Genomic DNA, 12,627 nt, shown 5'->3' on the forward strand with positions numbered 1-12,627 from the left:
TTCTTTGTTTATAATATTGAAATTTATATATTATAATGTACAAAAGTAAGTATAAAATTTTTATGTAATTTAAGAAAGTACTAATTACTTATGTTCAGTATGTCAGCACAAAAGGAATGAAATATACATTATTGTGGAAAGGAGTCTTTACCATGATTAATTATCGCCTTGGTCAAACAGTATTAAGTTATCGTAAGAAAAACGATATGACAATTCGTGAATTTGCCGATTATGCAGGAATCAGCACTTCGCTTATTAGCCAAATTGAAAGAGGACAAGCAAATCCTTCGCTGAGTGTACTAGAATTGATTGCAAAAGCATTAAATGTACCATTGTTTACGCTTTTCATTAACGATATTGATACCGATTCACTCATTTCTAGAAAAAAAGATCGGAAGAAGGTGTATCGTGAAAATAACGACCATATTGTCTATGATGTGTTAACGCCAGATTTCATGAAAGCACGTATCGAACTCTTATTGATGGATTTAAATGCACACGCAATCACTACGGAAAGCCACTATTCACACGACGACAAAGAAGAAATTGCTGTAGTCATGAAAGGTCAATCGTATGTTGAATTGGAAGGCACTGAATATTTTTTAGATGAAGGGGATGTAGTGCGTATTCCACCCAATATTAAACATCGATTTTTAAACAAGAGTGATGAAACAAATCATATTTTATTTGTACTAACTCCAGCGCTAGTTTAAATAGAACTCTTCCTATGTAAGAATGAAAAGATAAAATAACTACCGTTACAAAAAAGAGGCTGCTCCACAAACTGGCCCAATTGTTGAATAAAGATCAAACAGCACTCTTCAACTATCCTTCCCCGTTAGTTGCATAAAGAAAAAGCTGCCTTAAAGACAGCATTATACATCTGGAAATTAGTAAAAAAGACTTAAATGCAATTTTATAAATTGGGGTTTTTTTAGTCAAATAAGAAAATATGAATTCCATTGAGAGCGTTGGAAAGAGGAGTTCACGATGCTAGAGAGAAACATCATCGAACTCTATCGCGACAGAATATGATGCAAAAGGATTTAGGAAAGCCAATCCACGGTAGTATCTTCTTCATCAAAAAAAGGTGTGTGATGAGTATATCCAAGGAAAATTTTACAGAAAAAAGCAAAGGAACAACATCTGACTTTTATTATGAGAAAGAATATTTGCTCAGCAAATTGTTCCTTCTACCCGAAGGTGCTACAGTAAGTGTTTGATGTTGCACCAGCGACCGTCAAGCAGGCTCGATGCCTACTCTTAATCGAGAAAAAAACGGATGTTTTTTCTCCATGCGTGAACCACCAGCTCAACGATCCAGCCGGTGTGCCTCCTTTTATTGGTTGTTTCCTTCAGTGCTTTTTCTCAAGGTACTCAGTCACTAAAGGGGGGACATGCCCCCTATGCTTGTCCCATTTATTTTTCAAAAATACCCCTTTTCTTTTAAGCTAACATATTTACCCGTATGGGAAACAATCAAATGGTCTAAAACTTCAATCCCAATAATTTTCCCTGCTTCCGCCAATCGCTTTGTGACTTCAATGTCTTCCATGCTCGGGGTTGGGTCACCCGTTGGGTGCTGATGGCTGACAATAAGAGAAGCCGCGTTATTTAAAATGGCGCATTTCAGCACATCTCTAGGATGGACGACACTCGCATTCAGGCTTCCCACATGGGCCCGATGAAGCCCTACAACATGATTTTTCGTGTTGAGCATCATGACAAGGAACACTTCCCTGTCCTCGTTTGCGATTTGCGCGGCCGCCAATTCCCAGGCATCTTCTGGTTTACGTATTTGAAAGGCCGCAAACGGATCGACCGTTTCCCTGATTTCCTGCTTGATTCTGACTACTTCAAAAATTGGGGTTAATTCCATTTTCAAAACTCCTTTTCATTTTTTTTTTTATTTGTTGCCTTGTGGTTTTTCTCTGGTGGTTTTTTTTCCCTATTTTCATTTGCCTTGCGAAGCGAATTAGTTCCCCAAAGGGGGATTATTTTTCCCCTTTGACATGTAGAACGAAAAACACGCATAGGCAATCGGTCAAGGGATTAAGCACAAAAACTTTTTGATGTTGCGATAGGCGCCCCTAATCAAAAAGTTTTTTGCCCCTTGATCGATGGACTGGCCGTCTTAGCTTCCTGCCGGAAAGGTTCGGGTGCCCTGCCGGCCGGGAGGTTAGCAGGCCTGCGCTGTTTTACGATTCGGAAGGCAAAGGGAAAAAATAATAAAAAAAGCAGCCGGCCGGCTGCTATCCTTATGACCTTTATTTCTTTTGATCTCTTAACTTACGGCCTTCGGCTCGTTCGGTATGGCGGCGATAGCCGTGTAAATGGATCAGGAACCTACGGAATGTAGGCGAAGCACGAGCCGTACAGTTCGTTGTTATCGAGTCATTTAATGCCGAAGCGACACGTACAGAATGTCAGAAAGGTGTTCTCTCCTTTTTGTACAGACTGTAGTGCTAGCCGCACGAAGTAGATTCACAATGCTCTAACGCTCGTGTAGTCCAAGGCAAAAGTAAAAACCTACCTTTTCAAAGAAAAAACACTCTGGAGAGTGACTACCCCAAAGTGCTTTATATAAAATTACTATATTATTTTTAACGGCATTACCTTGTGGTTTGAAATCCTGCGAATAAGCGAGTATTCGTGAGCATTATCTATTTAACTGAGGGAGTTCATTAAGACTTATTGTAGAGTTGACACAAACTGTAAGGCAATGCAGTAAATAAAAAAACACTCCTAAACAGGAGCATCTATAGAAATAGTATTTGTAATTACTTTAGCAGCTTTAGCTAAATCACTAAAAGAATCTACTTTATCGCTACCTGGATAAGTTAATTCAAAAATATGCTGAGAATTAATAGTTAGACATCTTACTTGCAAAATGCGAATTCCATTCATAGAAAAAGTATGGGTAATATCTACTTTACTAAAATAACATAAATCTGAAAGTGATTTTTTTACGTGTTCGAATTTCATTCTCGTCTCTTCTCCTCACCATAAATGGGAAGAGACTAAGAAAAGTCTGGAAGGACCCAAATATCCTTTATTATCTCTTACTTTAACATCTGGAGATATGAATCTATATTAGTTATCATTCGTAACAAGAGATTACGTGAGTTCTATATAAGAAACGGAAAGAAGGATAGCCCTATAAAGTAGCTGTTATAGCATGTGCTAATAAGCTTATCCAATGGATTTATGCACTATTACAAAACAACTCGACTTTCCAGGACCTGGCCTAGTTTAAAAGTATAACTAAATATCACAAAACTTTCTAAAGGCAGTTCATTGGAAGGTAATTTGGCATGCATATTTTTAGTATAGCAAGAAATATTTTTGGTTTTTATTGATATATTAGCTGGTTTAGTTCCATAAGAAACTTTCAGTGACCTACCTTATTGTATAGTTAACACAAACTGTGCAATAGGAGGAGAAAGCCTCCCCCTCAGATTATTTGCTTTTCGGAGCTTCTGAAACCCTTACCTTGCGACCCGGTGGCTTCAATGTTTTCCTGTGCTCTTCCCTTCTAGAGCTACAGATGAGTTTTAATTTCAGTTGATCACTGCCTTAATTTATTTTACATTCTATGTATATAACTCTTAACAATATCAAAACCTATGACTAGCAACACATTACATTCAGAAACAGCCCCCCCCAATAATAATATGAAACGTTGTTATATTACGTGAGAAAATAAAAATTCTATATATGGTATATGGAGTATTCATTAAAGTGTTTCTGGGAAAATAAAACATAAAATTATAGCGAAATGCCTCATTTGCATCCATGATTTTTCCAATTATAATCATTTCCAGCGCTTTTCCTTTGCTAACGATTCTAGCTAAGCGCTGTGTGCCTCCAGCTCCTGGAATAATCGATAAAATGATCGAACTTTACCTTAAATTCACAAACGTTACTAAATATATTTGCTAGAACAATAATTAATCTAATAATTTACACTATTATTCACAGAATCGGATTTATTATTTGAAGATTGGTCCATATACGGTTCATATATTTTTTCACGAATAAACAACGCAGGGATAATTCCACATAACACATAAGCAACCCCCATAAGAGACAAACCAACTCCAATAGAATAATTTGTAGCGATCATACCGATCATTACCGGTGCCAGAGCAGCCCCTGATCTACCAATGTTATACGATCCCCCTACCGCAGTACCCCGGATTTGCGTCGAAAAGCTTTCACTCATGTATGTTGCATTCACAGCATAGGGTATACCGATAAGAAATCCAAATAGCGTAAATAAGATAACAATATTAGCTGGATTTTGGTAATTTACAATAAGAGGAAGTGCCACGGCTGTACCAATTGTACCAACGACGAATATAACCTTACGTCCAAATTTATCCGCAAGCCAACCAGCTATGATTTTACCTACAATCATGGCAGTATAGGTTCCGACAAGATAACTTGTCATTTTCTTAAAGTCATAGCCTAAATCACTGACAATATAGCTTGGAAGCCAATTGTTAACTCCATAGTAACCAAACTGAAGAAGGACTGATGTTAATGACCATAAAATAAACATTCTTCTCGCTTTCGGCTCCTGAAATATGCTTGTCCATTCATTCTGTTTCAAATTAGCTTTCTTTTTAGCACTTTGCTTCCAACCTTCCGGCTCTGGAATGTTAAATCTCATATATACAGCGAGTAAAACAGGAACCAAAGCGATTAGAAATAATGGACGCCAACCATACTGTGGTAATATTGCTCCGGCTAATAACGTTGCCACTAAGTATCCAACCGACCACCCTGCTTGCAATGTACCTAATATCGTAGTTCGGCGTTTTGTCGGTACATATTCTGCCATAAGCATATTAACAACAGCATATTCTGCTCCCAAGCCAAATGAAGATATGAAACGAATAGCGAGGAACTGTTCATAGCTCTGGGCAAACACCAAAAGAGTGGTACCAATAGAGAAGATAATTATTGACCAAAAAATCGTTCTAACCCTACCAAATCGATCAGACAACCATCCTCCTATTAGACCTCCAACAGCCATTCCTACTAGTGTCCATGTTCCCAGAGCACCAGCCTGAACGTTGTTCATGTTAAACTCTTCCTTTAATTTAGGAAGACTCAAAGCGAGCATTTGTATATCCATAGCATCTACCATGAGGCCCAGAAACGAAGAGATAAACACAATAATCCATAAACGCGGTCTCGAAGAATTAGACATGTCCTTACACCACTCTCTCTTTAATTAAAAATAGATGTTTAATGAAAATGATTCCGCTTTCATTCTTATTGACTAATAATCTTATTTTCTAAACAGCTTCTTTCTATCCTCATTGAATCAGAAACTCTTTAACTGCTATGCAATCTACTTTTTACTAGTATGAGGGTTAATCCAATTTACTAATTTCCGGCATCAAATCGACTGCTAAACTATCCATACGTATCCCCAAACCTTCTATTACTGTATTGATGATACTTATGAAAGTAGATATTTGTTAAAATATCTTATTTTCCCATGTTAACATTATGATAGGTAGTTCGTTTTTTTTCGCTGTATAAAAGCTAAAAGGGGCCTAGTTATTACCCCTTATTCGCTTTTGGTCGAAATAACGATTGACATAGAGATCAACAGAGATCCTTATTTTATAAATTGGCTTCGTTAAAGTTCGATGTAAATAATTTGAATTAAACTATAAAGAGTAATGATTTTAAGCTTTTTTTTACTCTTTATAAAAATTGATTATCATATATAACTTTTTGTAGCAAGATTATTTTCCTATCTAATTTTTGACTGACTTTTATTACCTGAGAATCAGAAATGCCCCTTTTCTCTGCTAATTTGTACATACTATGCCGATCTTCATTTATACTTCCTCTTAGGACTCGTAAATCTTTCAAATTCATCATCTTTTCCCCTTCTATAGCTTGTTTTAAAGCAGTTAATAAAGTGTAAATTAAGATCAGAATTTTACCCTTTTTCTAGAAACAACTCTATTCTCTAAGACAGTCCTAAGATCAAATCATCAGATCGCTAATTCTAAAATTTCTGCAATATCCATGGTCTTCACGTCATCCTCAACTTCCTTCGCTTTCGTTCCGTCACTAAGCATGGTTAAACAATAAGGACATCCACTGGAAATTGTAGAGCATTTGGTTGCAATCGCCTGCTCGGTCCTTGTAACGTTGATACGGCTTCCCGTATCTTCTTCCATCCACATACGTCCACCACCGGCACCACAGCACATCGCCGTGTCACGACTGCGTTCCATTTCAATAAGCTTCACACCTGGAATCGATTTTAATATTTCCCTCGGTGGATCATATACCTCGTTGTATCTTCCTAAATAGCATGAATCATGGAAAGTAATGGTCTCATTCACATCGTTTTTCGGCACTAGTCTACCTTCTTTAACCAGTTCTGCAAGAAGTTCTGTATGATGGTACACTTCCGCTTCCAAGCCAAAGTCTGGATACTCATTTTTGAACGTATTATAAGCATGAGGATCAATCGTTACAATTTTCTTCACATCATTTTTTTCAAATTCTTCCATGTTCTTCGTTGCAAGTTCTTGGAATAGAAATTCATTTCCTAGACGCCTGGCCGTATCCCCTGAGTTCTTTTCTTTGCTTCCTAAAATGGCAAACTTTACACATGCTTCATTTAAAAGTTTTGCAAAGGATAAGGCAATTTTTTGACTTCGATTATCATAGGAACCCATAGAGCCCACCCAGAATAAATAGTCAAATTCCTCTCCTTGCTTTTTTATTTCCTTTACAGTAGGAATATAGACATCTTCCCGTATCTCACGCCAATTTTCTCTCTCTTTACGGTTTAGTCCCCATGGATTTCCTTGGCGTTCAATATTTTGCATCGCACGCTGTGCATCTGCATCCATCTTGCCTTCTGTTAATACGAGGTAACGACGAAGATCAATGATTTTGTCCACATGTTCGTTCATAACTGGACACTGATCTTCACAATTACGGCAAGTTGTACATGCCCAAATTTCCTCTTCTGTGATCACATCGCCAATAAGACTTGGAGAATAATCAAGAGTAGCCGCAGCTTCTTCATAACCACTAGATCTCGACATCATTGCAAGTTGATTCCCTTGTGTGCCAGTAAACGCAAATCCTGGCACCCATGGCGATTTGGACGTAACCGTAGCCCCTGTATTAGTCAAATGGTCTCTCATCTTAACAATCAAATCCATTGGAGAAAGCATTTTACCGGTACCTGTTGCCGGACACATATTTGTACATCGTCCACATTCTGCACATGCATATAGATCGATCAGCTGCTGCTGGGTAAAATTTTGTATTTTCCCGACGCCGTATTCCTCTACTTCTTCTTCCCCGAAATCAATCTTCCTTAATTTCCCTACAGGACCAACTTTCTTGAAAAAGATATTGAACATAGCAAATAGCTCGTGTGCTTGTTTAGACTGTGGCACAAATACCATGAAAGAAAAGACGGTTATCATATGCAGCCACCAAAATATATAGAATAGTACAGTCCCTATCGTTGGTCCAACGCCGGAAAACACTAACGCAATAGCACCAGAAAACGGGGCGTAAGCCATATACGGTTCATGATCTAACATAATCGCTTCGAATCCTAATGTAAGCAAGATTGATAAGGTCAGAGTACATAAAGCGATATAGACAAAAGCAGCTTTGCCATCACGCTTCCATTGTAATCGATTTAACTTTTCCCCATAGCGACGGAAGAATCCATATACGACCGCCAACAGCATAAGGAATGTCGCCCACTCCTGCAGAAAACTAAAATATTTATGCCCATCACCAAAAGGAAATTCATACCCTTTAATAAACCCTTTTATGATGAGTTCAATAAGTCCTACTTGAATGATAAAGAAGGTGTAAAATAATACTAAGTGCATCAGCCCGCTTTTCTTGTCTTTAAACAACTTTCGCTGTCCGAATCCATTCACTAGCACAGCATTGATGCGCTCTTTAAAGCGTGGTTCAAATTCAGCTTTTTTGCCCAGTTTCACAAACAAATAGCGAGTGTATACAAGCTGGACAAACAAGTAAACTGCATATCCTGACAGTGCTAAGAAAGCTAGTAAATTTAGCAGTGATAGCATCTTGTTCCTCCTCCAAAGTGAATAATTCAGTATTCTATATTAAACAGAAACCAGAACTTTTTTAAATTCTTCTGTAAAAAGAGGAACTACTTCAAATAAATCTCCTACAATGCCATAGTCTGCCACTTGGAAAATGTTAGCCTCTGGATCTTTGTTAATGGCAACAATGACTTTTGAGTTTGACATTCCTGCCAAGTGTTGAATGGCTCCAGAAATTCCGCAAGCAATGTATAAATCAGGTGTCACAACCTTTCCAGTTTGACCGATTTGCAGTGAATAATCACAATAATCAGCATCACAAGCACCACGTGATGCTCCTACGGCACCACCTAATACGTTTGCAAGTTCCTGTAAAGGGCTGAATCCATCTTCACTCTTAACACCTCGACCACCAGAAACAATCACTTTTGCTTCAGATAAATCTCCACCTTCTGTCGTTTTTCGTACGATCTCTTTAATGACAGTACGAAGGTCTTTGATTTCAGCCTCAAATGAGCTTACTTCACCAGAGCGTGTCTCGTTCTTTTCAAGTGCAGCAATATTGTTTGGACGAATGGTTGCAAAAATAATTCCGTCCGTAATGATTTTCTTCTCAAATGCTTTACCTGAGTAAATTGGACGAGTAAATACAACTTGATCACCTGTAATTTCAACAGCTATTGCATCGGAAATTAATCCCGATTCTATTTTCGCAGCAATTTTGGGTGATAGATCTTTTCCAAGGGCCGTATGTCCTATCAAAATTCCTTCAGGTTTTTCATCATTTATCACTTGAAGAAATGCTTGTCCAAAACCATCAGATGTATACGATTTCAATTTGTCGTTTTCAACTAAAACTACACGGTCTGCACCGTATGCGATCATCTCCTGTACAAGGTCAGAGGCACTGTCATTTAAGAGTACACCGACCACTTCACCACCTTCAGAAACAGTTTTTGCTGCTGCAATCGCTTCGAATGAAACATTGCGAAGCGCACCTTCACGAATTTCTCCTAAGACTATCACTTTTCTAGCCATTATAATTCCTCCCCCTATATTACTTTAGCTTCCGTATGAAGTAGTTTTAATAGTTCTTTTACTTGGCTCTCAAGCCCACCTTCAAGGATTTTACCTGCTTCCTTTTTAGGCGGAAGATAAACTTCAATTGTCTTAGATTTAGGCGCTACATCATCTTCATTAAGATTAAGATCATCTAGTTCCAATTCTTCAAGCGGTTTTTTCTTTGCCTTCATAATGCCAGGTAATGATGGATAACGCGGTTCATTTAATCCCTGCTGTGCAGTCACAAGCAATGGAAGCGAAGATTCAATAATTTCACTATCCCCTTCCACATCACGCTCGATTACGGCCGTTTTGCCATCAACATCAATTTTCGTAATAGTTGTGATATAAGGAATTTCCAATAGTTCAGCCAGACGGGGACCGATTTGACCGGAGCTTTTATCGACCGAAACATTCCCCCCTAATATTAAGTCGAACTCATTTTCTTGGAAATATTGTGCTAGAATTTTAGACGTTGTAAATGGATCACTTTCTTCAAGATCGTCTTCCGTATTGATCAAGACCGCTTGATCACACCCCATAGCAAGAGCCGTCCGCAGTACTTTCTCGGCCTCTTCATTGCCAATCGTGACAACTGTAACATTTCCTCCATGTTTACCCTTTAATAGAATCGCCTCTTCGATGGCATATTCATCGTATGGGTTTATGATGAATTCAGCACCCTGCTCATCAATAGCTCCATTATTTATACTTATTTTTTCCTCTGTATCAAACGTTCTTTTTAATAGAACAAAAATATTCATTAGTAACTCTCCTTGTTTTTATGAGAATTTAAAGGTTTGTTTTCATAGAACTGTATGACCAGCTCATGCTTTGAACTTGTTATTTTTAACTTCACTTAAAAATAGCTAAAGAGATTCACCTGCAGTAATTAAGAAACCACATAGCTATCTAAAATTTTGAATAGGAAACATCTAGACTATGAAAACCATTAATAATGTGAACAAGAATTTTAGGATAAACACTGAGTGTTTCCCTCGAACTCACCGATTACGCGCTTACTTTTTAATTCTTCAATCTGTTCAGCAGAGAACTCCAGCTCAACCAAAATCTCATCCGTATGTTCCCCAAGCAAAGGAGGATATTTTTTCAGACTTGCCGGTGTTTCTGATAGTTTTACAGGGAATCCAGGCATCTTTAAATTGTTGACTATTGGATGCTCGACCTCGAGAATCATCTCCCTGGCCTTCACATGTGGATGGTTGACTACCTGATCAATGGTATGGATCGGGCCACATGGTACTCCAACATCATCCAGACGTTCAAATATTTCTTTGCTCTCCAACATAGAAAGTCGTTCACTAATCATAGGAACCAGTATAGAGCGATTGCTAACCCGGTCTTCATTTGTTAAAAATCTCGAATCCTCTAAAAGATCCCCCCACCCCATGGCATGGCAGCATTTCTCCCATAGACCGTTATTGGCAACAGCTAGAATAACATCCTTATCCTTAGAAGAGAACGCCTGATACGGGACGAGTGTAGGATGAGCCGATCCCATGCGTCCTGCAGGGTTATCCGTGGCAAAATATCCCGTTGCCATATGGTTTAACAAGGAAATCTGACCATCCAATAAGCTAACATCAATAAATTGCCCCCTCTCTGTCTTATCCCTTGCTATGAGAGCTGTTAGAATGCCGTAAGCAGCAAACATCCCTGTCGTTAAGTCGACAATCGACATTCCAGCTTTGACAGGTGTCCGCCCCTGTTCTCCCGTAATGCTCATCAAACCTCCATACCCCTGTAAAAGCAGATCATAGCCGGCTCGATTTTTCTCCGGCCCGGTACGCCCAAAGCCTGAGATTGAACAATAAATGAGGCGCGGATTAATTTCCTTTATCTGTTCATAACCAAGGCCGAGCTTATCCAGTGCACCAGTTCGGAAATTCTCAATGAGAACATCCGATTCCTTTGCCAGCTTATAAATAATCTCTCTTCCCTCATCTGTTTTTAGATCGATTGTGATACTACGCTTGTTTCGATTTGAAGAAAGGTAATAACAACTTTCTCCATTCCATGAAGGTGGAGTAAAGCGCCTTGACTCATCCCCTGTTCCAGGTTGCTCAACCTTGATGATATCTGCACCCATGTCCCCGAGCAACATACTACTATAAGGACCTGCTAGAGTTCTAGATAAATCAAGTACCTTGATGCCATCCAATGCCCGCATAATTACAACCCCTTTCTTAAAGTCTTTCATACGCATTAGTAAAATCGCACGAAATGTTTATTATCTTCTTAAATTTTCAATAATTGTTGATATTCCTATTCCACCTGCAATACATAAAGTTACTAATCCATAGCGAGCCTTTCTCCGTTCCATTTCATACATTAGCTTTGTCATTAAAATGGAACCTGTTGCCCCAATCGGATGACCAAGCGCAATCGCACCGCCATTCACGTTTACTTTGCTTTGATCGATTTGTAACTCTTCAATAACTGCTAAACTTTGTGCGGCAAATGCTTCATTAAGCTCGATTAGATCTATATCCTCCATTGTGAGCCCTGCTAATTTTAAAGCCTTTTTTGTTGCGGGAACTGGACCAATCCCCATAATCTCAGGTGAAACTCCTGCAACAGCCTGAGAAACAATTCTTGCTCTCGGTGATAAGCCTCGTTTACTCGCTTCCTCATCCGCCATTAATAGGAGAGCCGCGGCGCCATCATTCCGTCCACTTGAATTTCCTGGAGTGACAGTTCCCCCCTCCTTGAATACCGCTGGCAACTTAGCCAATTTTTCCATTGAGGTTTCACGTGGATGCTCATCTGTTGCGAAGACTGTTATTCCTTTTCTCGTTTTAATTTCATATGGAATAATTTCATCGTTAAATAAACCGCTTTTGATCGCATTTGCTGCTTTTTCTTGACTATTCAAAGCGAATTCATCCTGCGTCTTGCGACTAATGTTATATTTTTCTGCTAAATTTTCTGCCGTAAGTCCCATTGTTAGCCGTCCATAAACCTCGATAGGCTGTGCCCTTGGTTGACTTTCAGTGTTGGGATCAACTAACTCGCTGTTCCCTGCTCTGTAACCGTATCTAGCATTTCGTAAATAATAGGGAGCGGTACTCATGCTTTCCCCTCCACCAGCAAGAACAATGTCTGACAGCCCACTCATAATTTGTTGTGCAGCATTATGAATGGACTGCAAGCCTGAACCACATTGGCGGTGAACAGTATAGCCTGGGACTTCATTTGGAATCTTAGCCCGAAGAGCAGCCAGACGAGCAAGGTTGGGCGTATCTGAGCTTTGTTTTGCATTCCCCCAGATTACTTCATCAATATCCGCGCTATCAATTCCTGCCCGATAAATCACTTCTCTCATCACTTTTTCAGATAGATACTCTACCTCAACATCTTTTAAAGAACCACCCATTCCTCCGATAGCCGTACGAACACCATCAACAATAACTACATCTCGCATCTCATCCAACTCCCGTTTTTGAAAATAATGAAT

Annotated in this window: 10 protein-coding genes and 1 pseudogene; 2 read left to right on the forward strand and 9 right to left on the reverse strand. The window is 39.0% G+C overall.

Annotated elements, in window-relative coordinates; genetic code table 11:
• The first annotated feature begins 152 nt into the window (after positions 1 to 152).
• The gene (locus tag BW986_RS24330) at positions 153 to 713 is read left to right on the forward strand and encodes a helix-turn-helix domain-containing protein (RefSeq protein ID WP_063575035.1); all 561 of its coding nucleotides are present in this window, start codon (positions 153 to 155) and stop codon (positions 711 to 713) included.
• A gap of 713 nt (positions 714 to 1,426) precedes the next feature.
• Here the strand turns inward: BW986_RS24330 and BW986_RS24340 are convergent.
• Entirely contained in the window at positions 1,427 to 1,879 is a 453-nt protein-coding gene (locus BW986_RS24340) for a JAB domain-containing protein (protein ID WP_076371666.1), read from the reverse strand.
• An 866-nt stretch (positions 1,880 to 2,745) separates the two neighbouring features.
• On the reverse strand, positions 2,746 to 2,985 hold the full coding sequence (locus BW986_RS24350; RefSeq protein WP_076371670.1) for a hypothetical protein: 240 nt from the start codon (positions 2,983 to 2,985) through the stop codon (positions 2,746 to 2,748).
• 114 nt (positions 2,986 to 3,099) lie between these two features.
• Here BW986_RS24350 and BW986_RS31430 point away from each other — a divergent pair.
• Positions 3,100 to 3,251: pseudogene (locus BW986_RS31430) on the forward strand (IS110 family transposase); the annotation flags it as partial.
• 704 nt (positions 3,252 to 3,955) lie between these two features.
• Here BW986_RS31430 and BW986_RS24355 read toward each other — a convergent pair.
• The 7 genes from BW986_RS24355 to BW986_RS24385 form a co-directional block, all read right to left on the reverse strand.
• Positions 3,956 to 5,218: an MFS transporter gene (locus BW986_RS24355; RefSeq protein ID WP_076371672.1), complete on the reverse strand. Its 1,263-nt coding sequence runs from the start codon at positions 5,216 to 5,218 to the stop codon at positions 3,956 to 3,958.
• Between the two features lie 506 nt (positions 5,219 to 5,724).
• Positions 5,725 to 5,904: an aspartyl-phosphate phosphatase Spo0E family protein gene (locus BW986_RS29385; RefSeq protein ID WP_081395772.1), complete on the reverse strand. Its 180-nt coding sequence runs from the start codon at positions 5,902 to 5,904 to the stop codon at positions 5,725 to 5,727.
• 116 nt (positions 5,905 to 6,020) lie between these two features.
• Positions 6,021 to 8,108 (reverse strand): (Fe-S)-binding protein, encoded by a 2,088-nt coding sequence (locus BW986_RS24365; RefSeq protein WP_076371674.1) that lies wholly within the window; start codon positions 8,106 to 8,108, stop codon positions 6,021 to 6,023.
• 39 nt (positions 8,109 to 8,147) lie between these two features.
• The gene (locus BW986_RS24370) at positions 8,148 to 9,125 is read right to left on the reverse strand and encodes an electron transfer flavoprotein subunit alpha/FixB family protein (RefSeq protein ID WP_076371676.1); all 978 of its coding nucleotides are present in this window, start codon (positions 9,123 to 9,125) and stop codon (positions 8,148 to 8,150) included.
• Between the two features lie 14 nt (positions 9,126 to 9,139).
• Entirely contained in the window at positions 9,140 to 9,913 is a 774-nt protein-coding gene (locus BW986_RS24375) for an electron transfer flavoprotein subunit beta/FixA family protein (protein ID WP_076371678.1), read from the reverse strand.
• A 209-nt stretch (positions 9,914 to 10,122) separates the two neighbouring features.
• Positions 10,123 to 11,340: a CaiB/BaiF CoA transferase family protein gene (locus tag BW986_RS24380; RefSeq protein WP_076371680.1), complete on the reverse strand. Its 1,218-nt coding sequence runs from the start codon at positions 11,338 to 11,340 to the stop codon at positions 10,123 to 10,125.
• A 60-nt stretch (positions 11,341 to 11,400) separates the two neighbouring features.
• On the reverse strand, positions 11,401 to 12,594 hold the full coding sequence (locus BW986_RS24385) for a thiolase family protein (RefSeq protein ID WP_076371682.1): 1,194 nt from the start codon (positions 12,592 to 12,594) through the stop codon (positions 11,401 to 11,403).
• Between the last annotated feature and the right edge of the window lie 33 nt (positions 12,595 to 12,627).

Origin of the sequence: Peribacillus simplex (assembly GCF_900156045.1) — a bacterium.
GTDB classification, from domain to species: Bacteria; Bacillota; Bacilli; order Bacillales; family DSM-1321; genus Peribacillus; species Peribacillus simplex_D.

Coding starts and splice junctions, on each gene's coding strand:
- BW986_RS24330 (WP_063575035.1), top strand. CDS start 153: ATGATTAATTATCGCCTTGGTCAAACAGTATTAAGTTATCGTAAGAAA.
- BW986_RS24340 (WP_076371666.1), bottom strand. CDS start 1,879: ATGGAATTAACCCCAATTTTTGAAGTAGTCAGAATCAAGCAGGAAATC.
- BW986_RS24350 (WP_076371670.1), bottom strand. CDS start 2,985: ATGAAATTCGAACACGTAAAAAAATCACTTTCAGATTTATGTTATTTT.
- BW986_RS24355 (WP_076371672.1), bottom strand. CDS start 5,218: ATGTCTAATTCTTCGAGACCGCGTTTATGGATTATTGTGTTTATCTCT.
- BW986_RS29385 (WP_081395772.1), bottom strand. CDS start 5,904: ATGATGAATTTGAAAGATTTACGAGTCCTAAGAGGAAGTATAAATGAA.
- BW986_RS24365 (WP_076371674.1), bottom strand. CDS start 8,108: ATGCTATCACTGCTAAATTTACTAGCTTTCTTAGCACTGTCAGGATAT.
- BW986_RS24370 (WP_076371676.1), bottom strand. CDS start 9,125: ATGGCTAGAAAAGTGATAGTCTTAGGAGAAATTCGTGAAGGTGCGCTT.
- BW986_RS24375 (WP_076371678.1), bottom strand. CDS start 9,913: ATGAATATTTTTGTTCTATTAAAAAGAACGTTTGATACAGAGGAAAAA.
- BW986_RS24380 (WP_076371680.1), bottom strand. CDS start 11,340: ATGCGGGCATTGGATGGCATCAAGGTACTTGATTTATCTAGAACTCTA.
- BW986_RS24385 (WP_076371682.1), bottom strand. CDS start 12,594: ATGCGAGATGTAGTTATTGTTGATGGTGTTCGTACGGCTATCGGAGGA.